This window comes from Sorangium sp. So ce302 (assembly GCF_051530145.1).
In the GTDB taxonomy this organism is placed as follows: domain Bacteria; phylum Myxococcota_A; class Polyangia; order Polyangiales; family Polyangiaceae; genus Sorangium; species Sorangium cellulosum_B.
Genome location: NZ_CP150326.1, coordinates 744,944 through 761,621, shown reverse-complemented (window position 1 = coordinate 761,621; position 16,678 = coordinate 744,944). Strand labels below are relative to the sequence as shown.

The window sequence follows — 16,678 nt, the reverse complement described above, 5'->3', positions numbered from 1 at the left end:
TTCCGATCAGGGGCGTCAAATTTCCAAAAATAATCGACCTATTTCCACCGTTCTCGCGCCCATGGCACCTCGACATCCCGGAGCCAGAGGGATACACGCGGCCGAGGCATGCAGGTCTCGACGACGCCCATCACGTCGATCTCCGCGAGCGACGTGCGCTGGCTGCTCGCCACGGAAGCGGGCAGCCGGCTGCTCTCCGGCGCTGATCTCTTCACCTTGGCGTTCGCGCTCTCGGGCCGGTCGCATAAGGAGCCGCTGACGCTCGACGAGGCGCGTGACCTGCTCCTCGCGCGCGGCCTTCCACAGGCGCTCGCGGGCAGCGCGCTCATCGAGCGGATGCGCGAATCGACGAGCGCGGATCCGGCGTTCCTTGTCTACAACGCGAGCACGTTCTGCATCGACCGCAACGTCGGTATCCCGCGCCGGCTGAGCCAGCTCGTCTTTCGCCACGACGTCCAGCGACTCCTCCTGGCTCATCGCGCGGAGCAGCCGTCGCCCCCGGAGCGCCCTGTCACCCGCGCTCGGACCCGCTCACCCGCGCGGGCTCGGCGGACCGAAGCGCCCACCGCGCCGCCACGAAGTCCCCCCGCCACCCCGACGACCCCGGAACGCCCGCCGCGCGCCCGCGCTGCCGGCCCGCGCGGCACGCCCACCGCCTCCCGGCCGCCCGCCGCCTCCCGGCCGCCCACCGCCTCCCGGCCACCCACCGCCTCCCGGCCGCCCGCCGCCTCCGGCGCGGCGGAGCCGGCGTCACCGCCCGAGCCGGCTCCGCCGCCCAGGAAGCCGGCGCCGCTCCTGATGTCCGGCCTCGACCGGTCCGAGCTGCTCCAGCGGCTCGCGGGCCCGCCCTCCTCGCTCGCGGCGGTGAGCCACGCGCTGCGCGCCCACCTGCTCGCCTCGGCCGAGCAGTTCGAGGAGCTGCTCGCGCTCGCCGCGCTCACGGGCGTCGAGCCGCACCGCTACCAGATCGAGACCGCGCGCCGCGTCCTCCGCGTGTTCCGCGGGCGCGCGCTGCTCGCGGACGAGGTCGGTCTCGGCAAGACGGTCGAGGCGCTGACGATCCTGCGCGAGTACCAGCTCCGCGGGATGGTCCGGCGGGCGCTCGTGCTCGTCCCTCCTGCGCTCGTCGGCCAGTGGACGGGCGAGCTCGCGGAGAAGGCCGGGATCGCCGCGCGCACGACCGACGACGCCGCGCGCACGGCGGACCCCGAGGCCTTCTGGCAAGAGGAGGGCGTGGTCGTCGCGTCGCTCGCCCTCGCGAGGAGCGCGAAGCACGCGCCGCTCGTCCAGGCCGCCTCGTGGGACCTCGTGATCGTCGACGAGGCCCATCACGTCAAGAGCCGCACGACCGCCGGCTTCAAGCTGGTCGACGGCCTGCACAGCCGGTTCCTCCTGATGCTCACGGCGACGCCGATCGAGACCGATCTCGAGGAGCTCTACAACCTCGTGACGCTGCTCAAGCCCGGGCAGTTCGCGACCCCGGCGGCCTTCCGCGCGCAGTTCGTCGACCCGAAGGACCCGCTGTCGCCGAAGAACCGGGAGCGGCTGCGCGCCCTGCTCGCCGAGGTGATGGTGCGCAACACCCGCGCCGACAGCGGCCTCGCGCTGCCGCCCCGCTATGTGAGCACGGCGCTTGTCGATCCGCTCCTGGAGGAGCGCGAGCTCTACGAGCGCGTCCTCGCCCTCGTGCGCGCGCACGGGGCCGACGCCGGCTCCCGGATGCTGGCCTCGACGCTCCTGCTCGGCGCCGGCTCGAGCCCCGCCGCAGTTCGCGGGAGCCTCGAGCGCATGAGCGCGAGCGAGCGGCGCGTCCCCGGGCTGCGCGCCGCGCTCGCCGCGCTGGCGAAGCTCGCGGCCTCGGTCCGCGCGTCCCGGAAGGGCGGCGCCCTCGTCGATCTCGTGCGCGCTCACGACGAGCAAGTCCTCGTCTTCACCCGGTTCCGCGACACGCTTTCGTACATCGAGGCCGTGCTCCGCGAGGCCGGCGTCGAGCCCGTGGCGTTCCACGGCGGCCTCTCCGCCGCGGACAAGCGCGCGGCGCTCTCGGCGTTCCGTGACGGCCGCGCGCGCGTGCTCGTCTCCACCGACGCCGGCGGCGAGGGGCACAACCTCCACCACTGCCATGTCCTCGTGAACTTCGATCTTCCGTACAACCCCATGCTCATCGAGCAGCGGATCGGGCGGCTGCACCGGATGGGCCAGCGAGAGGAGGTGCGCGTCTACAACCTCTGCGCGCGGGGCACCGCCGAGGAGCGTGTCCTCGATCTGCTCGACCGCCGCCTGCACCTGTTCGAGCTGGTCGTGGGCGAGATGGATATGGTCCTTGGCAACATGGCGGACGAGCGCGATCTGGAGGAGCGGATTGTCTCCCTCTACGCGACATCGCTCTCAGAGGAGGAGATCGCGAGCGGCTTCGACGCCATTGCCGAGGAGCTCGCCGCGGCGCGCGGGCGTTACGAGCAGGTGAAGCGCCTCGACGCCAGGCTCTTTGGAAAGGACTACGAGGCGTGACCGCGGCGCTGGGGATGCTCTCGCCCACGGAGGGCGCGCTGCCCTCTCCGCTCGATTTCGTGGTCGAGGCGCTCGCGGAGGCCGGAGCGCTCGCAGAGCGGGAGGACGCGCGGGCGGTAGCGCTCCTGCCGGCGCAGCTCGCGGCCGAGATCGAGGTCCCGGAGGAGTGCGCCCTCGCGCTCTACCCCGATCGGGACGGGGACGTCGCGTGTGGCCTTGGCTCCACGCTGCTCGAGCGGCTCATCGCGAGGGCGCGCGGGCGGCCGGTGTCCACCTCGGTGCGGCTCGCCGCGGATCCGCCGCGGCCTGCCCACGTGCGGGCCGCCGCGGACCGTTTCGTGCTGCGCAACGGGCTCTGCGAGCCCGGTCAGGTCTCCACGGGCGCGGCGGTCTACGTCGCGGCCATCGTCGCTTATGGGGTCGAGGCCGACGACCGGCGCGAGGGGCTCGTTCGGGTCGTGGTGAACGCACACGACGGCGGCGAGCCGGACGCTGCGGTGGGCGCGCACCTGGATCTCTCCTGGCCGAGCGCCCTCGTACTGCCGAGCGCCGTGCCCCTCTCAACAGACGATCGCGCGGCGGACTGGATCGCGCTCCGTGCGGAGCAGGCGGTGCGGACGGCGGTTCAGCCGCTGCTCGGCGAGGTCGAGCGCAGGCACGCGCGGGATCACGATCGGATCGTGTCGTATTTCGCGGACCTGCTCGCGGAGGCGCGGGCGCCGCGGCGGCGCGCGGATCCGAAGGCCGTCGAGGCCAAGGTCGCGCACCTCGTCGCCGAGCGGAACGCGAAGCTCGAGGCCTTGCCCGCGCGGTTCGCGGCGAAGGTGACGTGCTCGGTCGCCGCGCTGGTGAGCGCCGAGGTCCCGGCGGCGCTCGTCAACATGCGTCTCCGGCGGCGCAAGGAGTCGCGGGACATCGTCTTGCGGCTCCCGGCGGGCGCCTCGAGCCTGGACAGGCTCACGTGCGAGGCGTGCGGCGCCGCGACGGCGCGGCCGGCGGCCTGCGACGATCGGATGCACCTGCTCTGCGAGGCGTGCGCGCCGAACGCGCAGGGCCGCATCGCGTGCCCGGCGTGCGCCAAGCGGCGCTGAGGACCTGTCCAGCCGCCGCCAGACCGCTCCACGCTCCGCGGTTTCCTTTTCCGCCTCCGATCCCAGGTGGCCCTGGCGATGGCGCCCTTTTCGCTTCGGTCCCCTGGTGATTCCCGGATTAGCCAGCGGGCGCGTCGAGCACGGGGAACTCCTTCACGGAGCGGCCGCCCGCCTGCTCGACCGTCAATTCGCTCTCCACGTAGAGGACCTGGAGCCTGCTCGGCCCAAGGTTCTGGACGAAGACGACGTTGCCGTTGGGCTGGTAGGTGTCGGTGTGGCCCGTCTGGATGACGACGTCGGTCCAGGCGCCGACGTTGAGAATGGTGATGCTGTAGGTGGTCGCGCCGCCTCCGGGGTTGCCGGTGTTGTAGACGTGCATCGTCCCGGGGATGGGGCCGAGCTTGTAGATGACCTGATTGGGCGGGATATTGACGACGGCCATGGTTGTCTCCTGTCTTGTAACAAGGCACGACGAACAGGTCGTGCCGGTGCAACACGCGATGGCAATGAATAGCAACGTCAATGCCAGGACATCGTCCTTCAGGGGGTCCGGACGACGAGCAGGGGGAGGATGTCCGCGCCGGCCGACACGGCCATGGCCCAGGGCTCGGAGCCCCAGCTCCACCCCGCGTTGATCTCGAACGCGAGCCGGCGGACGCTCTCTTGGCCCAGCTCCACGAGCACGCCTGGTCCTGGCGACGTGGTGGCCGGGTCGCCGGGGCGGAGGCTCGACGCCGCGAAGACGAGGAGCACCGTCTCCATCGGATAGAAGACCTGGCGGGTCTTGCCATAGAGCGGAAAGGAGGCGATGGGCGCGGCGGTCTCGCCGAGGCGCTGCGCGAGGCCACAGGTGAACGGCGTCGACGTGTCGTTCTGTATCGAAATGGCGTTCGCCGGTCCCCCGAGGAGCACGACGCCGGTGCCCGTCGGCTCCTGCACGTACAGCACCTGTCCGGGCTCGATGTCGTACGAGGCCGAGGCGTCCACCCGGGCCGACGGCAGCAGCGTGCGGGTCGCGGTGTAGGCCCGATAAAGCGCCGCCCACGACAGGGTCGTGGTGAGGGAGTAGGTCCTCGATTGGAACCACACGAGCGGCACGCCGGCGGCGTCCTCTGCGCCCACCGCTTTGAAGGCGTACAGCGAAATCTCGGAGGCGGCGAGCGCGCTCGCCGTCTCGGCGCTCATGGAGACGATCAGCCGTCTCTCGGTCGGCGCTGAGGAGGAAATGGGCGGAGCGGCTTCGTCGACGCGCGCGGCCTTCGATGTCGCCGAGCCTGGCCGCTCGTCGGGCGTCCTGAGACCCGTGCCGCACGTGAGGGACAGCAACGACGCGGCGACGAGCGCGGCCTGTCCACGAAGAGGTCGTCGCATGAGGCCTCCTTGCCGCGTCGCGCTCGTCGCCTGACCGCGGAGGGTGAACCGGCAGCCGGTCCGCCCCGCGGGCGCCACGTCAGGCCTGGATCAGGCCGCCATTGCTGCGGGAGGCGTGGCGCGCCTCCGGCGCCGGCGCGTGGGCGCTTTGCGCCGCCAGGATCCTTCGGTTCAGGCTGGCGGACGACTGGAGCAGGAGCGGCGCGAGGTTGGTGCCCGCGGGGACGAGCTGTACGTTCGGGTTGCCGCTGGAATTCCAGCCTGCGTTGATGTCGAAGCTCAACGAGACCTCGGGCTCGCTGGTGAGGTTGATCAGGGCGGCCTGGCTGAACGCCTGGAAGATGACCGTCCCCGTGTTCACCGCCGTCGTGGCGAACTCCAGCAAGACGAGCTGGATTGGCGCGAAGACATCGAGCATGTTGCCGTAGAGCGGGAAGGCGCAGAGAGGCGTCGCCACCGCGCTGCCGCTCACCGACTGCACCTGCGAGATGCCGCAGACCATCTGCGTCGTGGTCTGGTTCGCGATCGAGATCGCGTTCTGCGTTCCACCGGTCACGACGGTGCCCGTGCCCGCCGGGCTCGTGACCTGGAGGATGTCGCCGAGGTTCATGTCGTAGGACGCGCTCGCCTTGATCTTGCCGCCGGGGATGATGGCGCTCTGCGAGGTGTACCCCTGATACTGCTCCTCCCACGAGATGGTGGTATCCAGGGAGAAGTTCTTGGTCTGGAACCACACGAGCGGCGCGCCGCCCTGGATGCTCGTCTGCACCCCCTTGAATCCATACAGAAAAAATCCGCCCGACTCCAGGGCGTTGAAGGTGTTCTGGTCCATAGCAATGTCGATCGAATAGGGCGTGGCCATGGCGATGCTCTCCTCTCAGAAATCCTTGTGCATTCGCCTGGAGCCGCCGGCGCCGCGCATCGACGCAGGTCATGGGATCCGAGCGATGCTGCGTCCAGAATTGCAACAAGAATGCCAATCGAAAACGTGGCATCACGGACGCGCGACCGGAAGAGAGGGCAACAACTTGCCCGGCGGCCCCTCCCCTGACGGCAACCCTTTGCCCAGGGCAACAACTTGCCCTCGCCCCCGAGACAACCATTGACGGCGGACGTGAGGAGCGCGACGTCGGCGCTTGAATGAACGCAGCCGACCGCTCGCTCCCCGAGCGGCTCGGCCCCTACCGAATCAAGCTCGCCCTCGGTCAGGGGGCATGGGCGCCAGGGCCGTGAGCGCCGGGGTGGGGGTGTGCGCGGCAGCGCGCGGGGGGCGCGCTGGAGCACCGAACGAGGTGCCATAAGGTCCCAGCAGGCTCCACGTCCCAGGCGCGCCTTGTGTGGCGCGCAACGGAACGTCTCAGAAGGCAAGACCCGAAGTGAGACATGCCGGGCGGTGTTTCATGCGCAAGCTCTCCCGCCCCCGTCTTGGCGGATGGCCAGCGCCCCCCGCGCGCTGCCGCGCACACCCCCACCCCGGCGCGTGCCCCCGGATCCCCCGTCAGTCGTCCCGGGACCAAGGCATCAGCCCGGTCGCCAGGCATTTCACCGCCGCCGCCAGCTCGATCGGTTCGATCGGCTTGGGCACGTGCATCTGGTAGCCGGCCGCGAGCGCCCGCACCCGGTCCTCGGTCCGCGCGTACGGCGTCAGCGCCAGCGCCGGCGTGCGCCCCACCTTGCGCGGCAGCAGATCCCGCACCCGCCGGATCAGCGAGTAGCCGTCCTCCCCCGGCATCCCGATGTCGACGACGAGCAGCGCCGGCTCCGACGTCTCCAGCAGCTTCAGCGCCTCGTTGCTCGACGTCGCCGTGCTGACCTCGGCCCCGCAGCGCCGCAGCACCGCCGAGAGCATCGCCAGCGTGTCGGGATCGTCGTCCGCGATGAGCACCCGCACCCCGGTGAGCCGCGGGAACGGGTTGCGCGGGTCGGGCGCGATGCCCGCGTTCGTGAGCGCCGTCGCGGTCGCGCCCGTCGAGAGCGGCAGCTGCACCGTGCACGTCGTCCCGCGCCCGGGGCCGGCGCTCGTCACGCGCACCATGCCGCCGTGCAGCCCGACGATGTGCCGCACGATCGACAGCCCCAGCCCGAGCCCCCCGTGCCGGCGCGCGCCGCTGTTGTCCTCCTGCCGGAAGCGCTCGAAGACGTGCGGGAGCGAGTCCGCCGAGATGCCCTCGCCGTCGTCGATCACCTTGACCTCGGCGAAGCGCTCGTCCTGCGAGAGCTGCACCTGCACGAGCCCCCCAGGGCGCGCGAACTTCACCGCGTTCGAGAGCAGGTGCCACACGACCTGCTGCAGCCGCGCAGGGTCGCCCTCGACGAACACGCCCTCCGGATCGAGCCTCGTCTCGATCGCCACGCCCTTGCCCGCGGCCGACGGGAGGATCGACTCGACCGCCGTCTGCACCGGCAACGTCAGCTCCACCGCGAGCCGCTCGATCTTCAGCGTGCCCGTCACCACCTGCGACGCGTCGAGCAGCTCGTCGATCAGCGTCACCTGGTGCTCGGCGTTGCGCTCGACCGCCGACAGCGCCCGCGTCTCCGCGACCCGATCGAGCGAGCCCGCCTGCATCATCCTCGCCCAGCCGAGGATCGCGTTGAGCGGCGTCCGCAGCTCGTGCGACACCGTCCCGAGGAACTCGTCCTTCAGGCGGTTCGCGTCCTGCACCTCGCGGTACAGGCGCGCGTTGTCGAGCGCGAGCGCGGCCCGGTGCGCCACCTCCTCCGCGAAGGCGACGTCGGACCGCTCGAAGAACCGGCCCGACTCCGACGACACGAGCGAGATCGCGCCGAGGATCCGCCCGCGCGCCCGGAGCGCCACCACGAGGTACGAGAGCGGCGCGAGCGTCCGGTTGGCCGTGGCCTCCTCGCTCGTCATCGCGTCGTGCAGCAGCACGTCCCCGCGGACGTCCGCGTAGAGCTCCGACCGGCCCGTGCGCAGCACGCGCGCCACCGGGCCCGGCTCGCCGTCGACCCGGCTCGGGTGGAAGTACCGGAGCAGCGGCTCCTTCAGCGGGCTCACGTGCGCGGCCGCGACGTGGCGCAGGCCGAGGCCGTCGTCGATGTCGACCAGGCAGAAATCGGCGAGCACCGGCAGGACGAGCCGCGCGAGCGACTGGAGCGTGGCCGTGAAGTCCAGCGACGCGGCGAGCGCCGTGCTGAGCTCGGCCAGGAACGCGAACCGCCGCGCCGCCTCCTCGGCCTCGGCCCGCGCCGCCTGCACCCGGATCAGCCGGGCGCGCTCCTCCTCGGCCCGCTTGCGATCAGTGATGTCGCGGTGGATGCCGACAAGGAACAGCGGGCGACCCTCCTGGTCGTGGACCGCGTACGCCGTGATCTCGATCGGCACCTCGGAGCCGTCGCGCCGCACGCACGGGACCTCGCCGACGAAGGTGCGCGCGTCCTCGATCTGCTGGAGGATCCGGGCCGTGCTCTCCTCGCGGACGTCGTCGCGGTGGAGGAGCGCCATGCTCTTGCCGACGATCTCCTCGGACAGGTAGCCGAAGATCGACTCGGCCTCGCCCATCCAGTACCGGATGTTGCCCTCGACGTCCGTGACGAGGATGGCCTCGGGCATCTGCTTCAGCACCTCGTGCGAGAGGTGCATGGCCTCCTCCGTCTGCAGCGCGGAGAGGCGCGCCCGCTCGAGCGCCTGCGCGCTCTGCTGGACCAGCGCGAGCATGAACGCCCGGTCGTCCTCGGTGAACGACTGCGGCGCCGAGAAGCCGAACCCCACGGCGCCGAGCACGCGCCCCTCGAGGAAGAGCGGGATCGCGGCGTACGCGCGCTCGCCCGTCGCGACGCAGCACGACGCGAAGCCCGGCTCGAACTCGCCGAAGCGCTCCTCCGACTCGAGGAAGATCGGCTGGCGCTCCCGGACCGCGCGCGCCAGCGGCAGCTCCGCGCCGAGGTCGAAGCTCTTGAAGCGCGCGATCTGCGCCTCGAGGTAGCCCGTCGAGCGCACCGTCTCGAGCTCACCGCCGAGCCCGGCGCGCAGCGCCACCACGCCGGTCATCGCCCCGGCGGCCGCGACGACGTCGCTCGCGAGCACGCGGAGCACCGCGGGCGGCGTGATCGCGTCGGACAGCGCGGCCGTCACCGCGAAGAGCCACGCGGCCCGGTCCGCGCTCCGCTCCGCGGCGTGGCGCGCCTCCTCCGCCTTCCGGTAGAGGTAGGCGTTGTCGAGCGCCAGCGCCACGCGGTGCGCGAGCTCGGCCGCGAGCACGAGATCGTCCGCGGAGTAGATGCGGTTCGACTCCGAGACGCCGAACGACAGCACGCCGAGCTTGCGGCCGCGCGCGATGAGCGGCACCGCCATCGCCGACCGCGTGCCGAGCTGCTCCAGCGCGGCGGCGCGCTCGGCGGCCTCGTCGCTCTTGTCGCGATCGAGCTCGTGCAAGAGCTCGGACTCGCCGCTGTGCAGCACCTTGGCGATGCCGAGGCGCTCCTCGGCGTCGGGCGAGATCGCGCGCAGGAGCCCCTCGCGCTCGGGGTTCACGTGCTTCGCGGCGACGCGGCAGAACCGCCGCCGCGTCGCGCCCGCCTGGCCCGCGCGATCGGAGCCCGCCGGGTCGGAGTCCGCGGCGGCGCGATGGCGCCGGGCCGCGTAGATGCCCGCCACGGGCGCCGGGTCGATCCCGTCCGGCCCGGCCAAGAACGTGGGACCGCCGTCCGACGGCGGCGGCGGCGGCACGGAGCCGACCAGGCCCATGGCGTCCGCGGCGCCACGCTCGATGAGATCGACCGTGCACCAGTCCGCCAGGTAGGGCACCGACAGACGCGCGAGCCGCTCGAGGATCGTATGAGGGTCAAGCGATCCGGTGAGCTGCTCGCTCGCGTCCGCCAGGAACATCAGCTCATTATGGATCGCCCCTCCGCGGGGCGGCTTCAGGACCTGCCATGCCATGGCGGTCTCGCTAGGGTTGCCTTCACGCTCCATGGGGTCGCCGGCGGCCCGCATCGTAGCGAGGGCCGATCGCAGAAGCCAGCGGCGCAGGAGAAAGCGCGGCGCTAACCGTCGGCGGCGAGCCGCGCGCGGGCGCGGTGGACGAGCGCCTGGACGGCGCGGTGCGATTCGTCGCGCACCTCGCCGACGTCCTGGCCTACCGTGGCGATGGGCGCGCCGACCTCGAGCGCTACCGGGATACGTCGCGCACGGCTCACCCGGGCCATGTGCGCCGTGAACGACTCGTCGACGTAGGAGGACTCGGCGCCGCCGTACACGAGCCCCACGGGGACGATCTCCGCGCCAACGCGGCATGCCGCGGTGAAGCCGCCCGCGCGGAACGGCCGCACCTCATCTCCGGAGAACGTGGTCCCTTCGGGGTAGACCATCACACCACGGCCGCCCTTGAGCGCGGAGCACATCGCCTGGACGACCGCAGAGCCGCTGCGCTTGCTGGAACGGTCCACGAAGAGCGTTCCGACGCGGCGCGCCGCCATGCCGATGACCGGCCATCCAGCGAGGTCGGCCCGGCTCACGACCGTGGCCTCGAAGAAGGCGAGCGTGATCATGATGTCGAGCGCGGAGCGGTGGTTCATCACGAACAGCCGGCCGAGCCCAGCGGCGTCGCGTCCAGGGCAGTACCCGGCGCCCGCCGGATCGGCCGCGCCGTCGGCGCGCCCCGCCGCGAGCTCACCCTGGAAGAGCCCGCCCGCGCGCACGTCGAGTCCGTAGAGCTTCAGGAGCGCGCGCCCATACCGGCGCATCCATGTGTGGAGGACCACTTCGCGGTCGGCCGCGGGCGAGATCGCGGTGTCGACCTCGAGCAGGCCGTACATGCCGAAGGTGAGGCCGACGAAGCCGGCCGTGCGGAGAGGGAAGCGGAGGGCGTCGAGGGGGCGAGCGCTGACCATGCGTCGGATGTCCTTCCCGCTCGGGGCGATCGTAGAGCCAGGGCTTCAGCGAGGCGGAGGCGCCGGGCGCGCCCCGGCTCGCGCGGCGAGACGCCGGCCGGCGGCACCCTATTTCACGCTTGCGCTCGGAGAAAGCCCCGTCACCCGCTCGTGGCGGGAGCTCCCTCGAGCAGTCGCTTCAGCACGTCGTTCACGACGGCCGGGTTCGCGCTGCCCCCCGTCTTCTTCATGATCTGGCCGACGAAGAAGCCGAACAGCGCGGTCTTGCCGCCGCGGTACGCCGCCGCCTGCTTCTCGTTCGCGGCGATGACCGACGCGGCGACCGCCTCGATCGCGGCCGCGTCGCTCATCACGGCCATGCCCTTGTCGCGGACGATGTCGCCGGGCGCCCGGTCCGTGCCGGCCATCTCCATGTAGACCTCCTTGGCCTGCTTGCCGCTGATCGCGCCCTCGTCCACGAGGCGGAGCAGCGCGGCCACCTGGCCGGGGGCGACCGGGAACGCCGCGGAGAGCCCCGTCGTCCGGGTGTCGCGCAGCACCTCGCCCTGGACGAAGTTCGCGACCTTCACGGCGTCGCCGTGGAGGCGCGCGGCCTCCTCGAAGAACGCCGCGATCTGCGGGTGGCCGGTCAGGACCGACGCCGCGTACGGGGTGAGGCCGAGCGACTCGGTGAAGCGGCGCCGCTTGTCGACCGGCGGCTCCGGGAGCGCGCCGCGCACGTCGGCGAGGAACGCCTCGTCCACGACGAGCGGCGGCAGATCCGGCTCGGGGAAGTAGCGGTAGCCGGACTCGTTCTCCTTGTCGCGGAGGAGGTACGTCTCCTTCTTCTCGGCGTTGTACCCGCGGGTCTGCTGCCGGACGCGGCCGCCCTGCTCGATGAGCGCGATCTGCCGCCGGATCTCGAGGTCGATCGCCTCGGCGACGAAGCGGAACGAGTTGATGTTCTTGAGCTCCGTCCGCGTGCCGAGCTTCGTCTCCCCCACCTTGCGGACCGAGACGTTGGCGTCGCAGCGGAAGCTGCCCTGCTCGAGATTGCCGTCGTTCACGCCGATGAACATGAGGATCTCGCGCAGCCGCTTCAGGTACTCGGCCGCCTCCGCGCCCGAGCGGAGGTCGGGCTCACCGACGATCTCGATGAGCGGCGTGCCGGCGCGGTTGAGATCGACGACCGACAGGCCGCCGATGCCGTGGACGTTCTTGCCGGCGTCCTCCTCCATGTGGACGCGCGTGATCCCCGCCCGCATCTTGCCCGCCTCGGTCTCGATCTCGAGCTGGCCGCGCAGCGCGAGCGGCCGATCGAACTGGCTGATCTGGAAGCCCTTCGGCAGGTCCGGGTAGAAGTAGTTCTTCCTCGCGAAGACGCTGCTCTCCTGGACGGCGCAGCCGAGTGCGAGCGCCGCGCTCACCGCCATCCGGACCGCCTCGCGGTTCAGGACCGGGAGCGCCCCCGGGAGGCCGAGGCAGACCGGGCACGTGTGCGTGTTCGGCGGGTCGCCGAAGCTGGTCGCGCAGCCACAGAACGCCTTGGTCCGGGTGAGGAGCTGCGCGTGGACCTCGAGCCCGATGACCGCCTCGAAGGAGCCGTACGTCGTCGCCATGACCCGCCCTTCTAGCAGAACCTCAGCCGGACGAGAGGCGAGATGCCCGGGCTCCGCCGCCCGGCAGGCGGCGCAACGGCACGGCCTACCGGGGGAGGAAGACAGGCTCAGTGATCCGCGTGGTCGCGCGAGAGGCCAGGGTGCGTCGGGTCGCCCGGCTCGTGGCGCTTGTTCGCCGTCAGCCGCGAGCCCGAGCGATCGGAGAGGCTCATGAGGAGATCGCGCCGGTAGATGAACTGCTCGCGCGAGTCGTAGGGCACCGCGTGGAGGCCGGTGTCCATCCGGATGGCGTCGACGGGGCACGCCTCGACGCAGAAGCCGCAGAAGATGCAGCGGAGCTCGTCGATGACGAAGCTGCTCGGGTACCGCTCGTAGCCTTTCCGCCGATCGCCGTCGGGGTACTCGGCCGGCTCGATCGCGATGCACTGCGCCGGGCACGCCGTCGAGCAGCAGAGGCACGCGACGCAGCGGGGCGAGTTGTCCTCGCGCAGCGTGAGCCGGTGGATGCCCCGGAAGCGCTCCGGGTAGGGGCGCTTCTCCTCGGGGTAGCTGATCGTCGTGACGCCCGGCTCGAGCGCGTGCAGCACCGGGTCGGGCTTCTGGCCGAGCACCATCTCCTTCGTGTTCTTGAAGAAGTGCTTCATCGTGATCCCCAGGCCCTTGACCATCTCGGGGATGTAGGCCTGGACGTCAGCGCTCCGGACCGGCCGCGGAATGGGCTTGCCGGCGACCGGCCTTCCGGCCGGCTTCGTCCACGTGGTGCTGGGGGTAGCTCTCGCCATGAGATCCTCCTCTACGCCTGCTGCGGCGACGCCTTGGTGCCCCCCGCCGCGGCCGCGAACCGGGAAGAGGTGGAGTTGACGGTGCGCTGGCGCTCGATCGGCTCGAGCAGGCCGGCGATCAGCGCCACGACCGCCGCGAACCCGCCCAGGGCGACGACCGCGTGGGTGACGTCGGCCGCGACCTGGAGACCGCCGACGAGCCCCGCGGGCGCCGAGTCGACGGCCAGCACGACGATGCCCGTGACCATCATGTTGACGATCGTGAGCGGCAGGAGCTTCGTCCACCCGAGCCGCATCACCTGGTCGTAACGGAAGCGCGGCAACGTCCAGCGGAAGAAGACCTGCACCCACGCCATGAGGATCGTCTTGCCGAAGAACGCCAGCACGTAGGTCAGGCTCACGGCGAAGTGGGTCATCTTGTACTGGAAGAGCGTCGCGTCGCCGAAGGCGATGTTGATGCCGTCGCGGTCCAGGAACGGCAGGTGGTAGCCGCCGAAGAAGAGCGTGACGAGGAGCGCGCTCGACGTGATGAGCTCCACGTACTCGCCCGTCATGAACATGCCGAACTTCATCCCGGAGTACTCGACGAAGTAGCCGGCGACGATCTCGCTCTCGCCCTCGGGCTGATCGAACGGGATGCGCTTCGTCTCGGCCGCGAGGGCCGCGAGGAACAGGACGAACGCGAGCGGCTGGACGAAGATCCCCCACGTGTGCTCGGCCTGCCACTGCACCATGTCGCCGAGCCGGACGCTGCCGTAGATGATGAAGAGGCCGACGACGCTGAGGCCCATCGCGACCTCGTAGCTGACCATCTGGCTCGCGGCGCGCAGGCCGCCGAGCAGCGAGAACTTGTTGTCGCTCGCCCAGCCTGCGAGCGCGGCGCCGATGATGCCGGTGCCCGCCATCGCGAAGATGTAGAGGATGCCGACGTTGAGGTCCGCGACCTGGAGGTTCACGACGTGGCCGCTGCACGTGAACGCCTGGTCGACCGTCCGCTTGAGCAGCGGGAGGTCCCCGAAGCCGAAGACCCCGTCGCCGTTGTCCTCGAAGCAGAGCTTGTCGCCGAACGGGATGACCGCGAACGTCACGAGCGCCGGGAACATCGCGAGCAGCGGCGCGAGCGAGTGGAGGAGCCGGTCGGCGTTCTTCGGGATGAAGTCCTCCTTCCAGATCATCTTGATCGCGTCGGCCGCGGCGTGGAGCGTGCCGAGGAGCCGCAGCGGGATCTTGCCCTCGGGCACGCGCAGCGCCGCGTAGGCGCCCGTCACGAGCAGCAGCGCGCCGAGCAGCACACACGCGATCCGCGCGACGACGGGCGCCGCCGAGAGCGGGACCGCCTGCGTCAGGAAGAAGACCGCGACGTGGGCCATGACGCCCCCGTAGAAGATGTTGCGCGGCTCGACGCGGGCGAGCGCCTCTTCAGCCGGGTTGATCGGGCCGCCGCTGCGGGCCGACGCGCAGAACACGATCAGCCCGAGCCAGGCCACGGCCACCGCGAACTGCGCGGCGGCCACCATCGTCTCGGCCGCGGCCGGCGCGGACGCCGGGCGGGTCGCCGTGAACACGGACAGCGCCGCGAGCAGCGCCGGGGGGAAGAACACGATGCCCCGCACGACCAGGGACGGCAGGTAGACGACCGCCCGGTTCGGGCCGACGCGGTCCTGCACCATCGCGCCCTGGCGCCGGTCGGCCCAGGTGGCGATCGCCGCCATGTTCAGCAGGAACAGGACGACGATGAGGATCTTGACGATCGCGAGAACGAGCTCGACGCTGGTCATGCCGTGGCCTCCGTCTTCTTCGGCTCGACCCGCGCGCCGTCGGCGGCGGCGGGCGCCGGCGCGGCGTGCGCGGAGGGCGCCGCTGCCCCGGCTGGCCCACCAAGCGCCGCGCCGGGCGGCATCGCGCGGCGGAGCTCGGCCAGGGTCTTCCACCCGGTCTCGTACCCGAGCGCGCGCCCGAGCCGGCCGATGAGCTCCCAGGCCGGGCGCGCGTCGCCGTGCGGGAGCAGCGCCCGCTCGCTCCGCTGCGCCAGGCCCTTGCCGTTCACGTACGTCCCCTCGGCCTCGGCCCAGGAGCACGCCGGCAGGGCGACGCGCGCGGCCTTCGCGAGCGGCCCCTCGTGGGCGGCGATCGTCACCACCCCCTTCAGCCGCGAGAACGCCCGCTGCGCCTCGCCCGCGTCGACCTCGAGGTCCGACCCGAGGGCGACCACGTACGCGTAGTGCCCGGACGCGATCCCCTGGATCAGCTCCGCGACCGGGCGCGGCGGGGTCGCCGCCGCGATCTGCACAGCGCCGCGGGTGTTCGGGTTCTTGTCCTCGCTGATGAGGATGTCGTCGCCCTGGCCGAGCGGCTTGCCCGACACGAAGAAGTCGGTCGCGCCGAGGTACGTCGTGGCGAGGTGGTAGAGCGCGAAGTTGTCCTCGTTCGAGTGCTGCGCCGACAGGACGATCGCGACCTTCTGCGGGTCGTCGCCGTGGCCTGCGAGCTGCTCCTTGGCCGCGGCGAGCGCGTCGTCGACGCTCGCGTCGTCGTTGCCGACGAGCGCCGTGAGCAGCCGCCCATCGACCGCGTGCCGGTACGAGAGCATGCCCTCGTCGCACATCCAGTACGTGTTGACCGCCATGTTCTCGCGGGGGCGGTGCCGGTACGGGGTGTTGTTGCGCGGATCGTAGTCGAGGTAGGCGTTGCAGCCCGTCGCGCAGCCCTGGCAGACGGTCCGGGCGCTGCGGAGGAACCAGACGCGCGCCTTGAACCGGAAATCGCGCGACGTGAGCGCGCCGACCGGGCAGACGTGCTCGGTCATGAGCGTGTAGTTGTGGTCGAGCTCGCGCCCCGGCGAGACCGTGATCTCCCCGAGGTTGCCGCGCTCGCGGACGGAGAGCACCGGATCCCGGGCGAGCTCGTTGCAGACGCGGATGCACCGCGTGCAGACGATGCAGCGCTCGGCGTCGTACACGATGGTCGGGCCGAAGGTGACCGCCTTCGGCTTGTGCACCGGCTCCTGCCGCATCCGCTTGCCCTTGCGCTGGTGCTCCAGCCAGTAGTCCTGGAGGCGGCACTCGCCGGCCTGGTCGCAGATCGGGCAGTCGACCGGGTGGTTCAGCAGCAGGAGCTCCTGCACCGCCGAGCGCGCCTCGGACACGTGGTCGCTGTTGTCGGACAGCACCTCCATGCCGTTCGCGCAGGCCATCTGGCAGGCCGGCTGGAGCTTCGGCTTCGCCGCCGGCACGTAGTCCTGCTTCGCCGCGTCCCAGCGGAGGATGTCGAGGCTCATCGCCGGCCGCCCCGGCGGCGGCATCACCTCGACCAGGCACATCCGGCAGTTGGCGGCGACGCTGAGGCCCGGGTGCCAGCAGTAATGGGGGATGTCGATCCCGGCGCGGTGCGCCGCGCGGATGATCGTGTCACCGCTCTCGAAGGGGATCTCCCTTCCGTCGATCTTGATCGTAGGCATCGTGCTCTCGATTCCCGG

11 protein-coding genes are annotated in these 16,678 nt (G+C 71.5%); 2 read left to right on the top strand and 9 right to left on the bottom strand.

Translation table 11 applies throughout. The features are described from left to right. Positions 1-108 precede the first annotated feature (108 nt). Together WME73_RS02895 and WME73_RS02890 are read left to right on the top strand one after the other, a co-directional pair. Entirely contained in the window at positions 109-2,511 is a 2,403-nt protein-coding gene (locus tag WME73_RS02895) for a DEAD/DEAH box helicase (protein ID WP_437914651.1), read from the top strand. Then, complete coding sequence (locus tag WME73_RS02890) at positions 2,508-3,602, top strand: hypothetical protein (RefSeq protein WP_437914650.1); 1,095 nt, start codon at positions 2,508-2,510, stop codon at positions 3,600-3,602. The genes WME73_RS02895 and WME73_RS02890 overlap by 4 nt, the downstream gene beginning before the upstream one ends. A gap of 118 nt (positions 3,603-3,720) precedes the next feature. On the opposite strand, the gene WME73_RS02885 is transcribed toward WME73_RS02890, so the two are convergent. From WME73_RS02885 to WME73_RS02845, 9 genes are all read right to left on the bottom strand, one after another. Further along, positions 3,721-4,044 (bottom strand): hypothetical protein, encoded by a 324-nt coding sequence (locus WME73_RS02885; RefSeq protein ID WP_437744034.1) that lies wholly within the window; start codon positions 4,042-4,044, stop codon positions 3,721-3,723. 98 nt (positions 4,045-4,142) lie between these two features. Further along, positions 4,143-4,973 carry a hypothetical protein gene (locus WME73_RS02880; RefSeq protein ID WP_437914649.1) on the bottom strand — a complete coding sequence of 277 codons (831 nt, stop codon included), beginning with the start codon at positions 4,971-4,973 and terminating at the stop codon, positions 4,143-4,145. Between the two features lie 79 nt (positions 4,974-5,052). Beyond that, the gene (locus WME73_RS02875) at positions 5,053-5,835 is read right to left on the bottom strand and encodes a hypothetical protein (RefSeq protein ID WP_437744032.1); all 783 of its coding nucleotides are present in this window, start codon (positions 5,833-5,835) and stop codon (positions 5,053-5,055) included. Positions 5,836-6,471: 636 nt separating this feature from the next. Further along, a complete protein-coding gene (locus WME73_RS02870) occupies positions 6,472-9,873 on the bottom strand; it encodes a GAF domain-containing protein (protein WP_437744031.1) in 3,402 nt (1,133 codons plus the stop codon). 104 nt (positions 9,874-9,977) lie between these two features. Then, on the bottom strand, positions 9,978-10,823 hold the full coding sequence (locus tag WME73_RS02865; protein WP_437744030.1) for a lysophospholipid acyltransferase family protein: 846 nt from the start codon (positions 10,821-10,823) through the stop codon (positions 9,978-9,980). Positions 10,824-10,963: 140 nt separating this feature from the next. Further along, the gene (gatB, locus tag WME73_RS02860; protein ID WP_437744029.1) at positions 10,964-12,421 is read right to left on the bottom strand and encodes an Asp-tRNA(Asn)/Glu-tRNA(Gln) amidotransferase subunit GatB; all 1,458 of its coding nucleotides are present in this window, start codon (positions 12,419-12,421) and stop codon (positions 10,964-10,966) included. A 107-nt stretch (positions 12,422-12,528) separates the two neighbouring features. Beyond that, positions 12,529-13,203 carry a NuoI/complex I 23 kDa subunit family protein gene (locus WME73_RS02855; RefSeq protein ID WP_437744028.1) on the bottom strand — a complete coding sequence of 225 codons (675 nt, stop codon included), beginning with the start codon at positions 13,201-13,203 and terminating at the stop codon, positions 12,529-12,531. Positions 13,204-13,214: 11 nt separating this feature from the next. After that, positions 13,215-14,981: a complex I subunit 1/NuoH family protein gene (locus tag WME73_RS02850; RefSeq protein ID WP_437744027.1), complete on the bottom strand. Its 1,767-nt coding sequence runs from the start codon at positions 14,979-14,981 to the stop codon at positions 13,215-13,217. Then, positions 14,978-16,660, bottom strand: a complete 1,683-nt coding sequence (locus WME73_RS02845; protein WP_437744026.1) for a 2Fe-2S iron-sulfur cluster-binding protein — start codon at positions 16,658-16,660, stop codon at positions 14,978-14,980. Before WME73_RS02845 ends, WME73_RS02850 begins: the two co-directional genes overlap by 4 nt. Positions 16,661-16,678 lie beyond the last annotated feature (18 nt).

What these genes read in the sequence shown, in the direction of transcription:
- WME73_RS02895 (WP_437914651.1), top strand. Translation starts at nt 109, where the DNA reads ATGCAGGTCTCGACGACGCCCATCACGTCGATCTCCGCGAGCGACGTG.
- WME73_RS02885 (WP_437744034.1), bottom strand. Translation starts at nt 4,044, where the DNA reads ATGGCCGTCGTCAATATCCCGCCCAATCAGGTCATCTACAAGCTCGGC.
- WME73_RS02880 (WP_437914649.1), bottom strand. Translation starts at nt 4,973, where the DNA reads ATGCGACGACCTCTTCGTGGACAGGCCGCGCTCGTCGCCGCGTCGTTG.
- WME73_RS02875 (WP_437744032.1), bottom strand. Translation starts at nt 5,835, where the DNA reads ATGGCCACGCCCTATTCGATCGACATTGCTATGGACCAGAACACCTTC.
- WME73_RS02870 (WP_437744031.1), bottom strand. Translation starts at nt 9,873, where the DNA reads ATGGCATGGCAGGTCCTGAAGCCGCCCCGCGGAGGGGCGATCCATAAT.
- WME73_RS02865 (WP_437744030.1), bottom strand. Translation starts at nt 10,823, where the DNA reads ATGGTCAGCGCTCGCCCCCTCGACGCCCTCCGCTTCCCTCTCCGCACG.
- gatB (WP_437744029.1), bottom strand. Translation starts at nt 12,421, where the DNA reads ATGGCGACGACGTACGGCTCCTTCGAGGCGGTCATCGGGCTCGAGGTC.
- WME73_RS02855 (WP_437744028.1), bottom strand. Translation starts at nt 13,203, where the DNA reads ATGGCGAGAGCTACCCCCAGCACCACGTGGACGAAGCCGGCCGGAAGG.
- WME73_RS02850 (WP_437744027.1), bottom strand. Translation starts at nt 14,981, where the DNA reads ATGACCAGCGTCGAGCTCGTTCTCGCGATCGTCAAGATCCTCATCGTC.
- WME73_RS02845 (WP_437744026.1), bottom strand. Translation starts at nt 16,660, where the DNA reads ATGCCTACGATCAAGATCGACGGAAGGGAGATCCCCTTCGAGAGCGGT.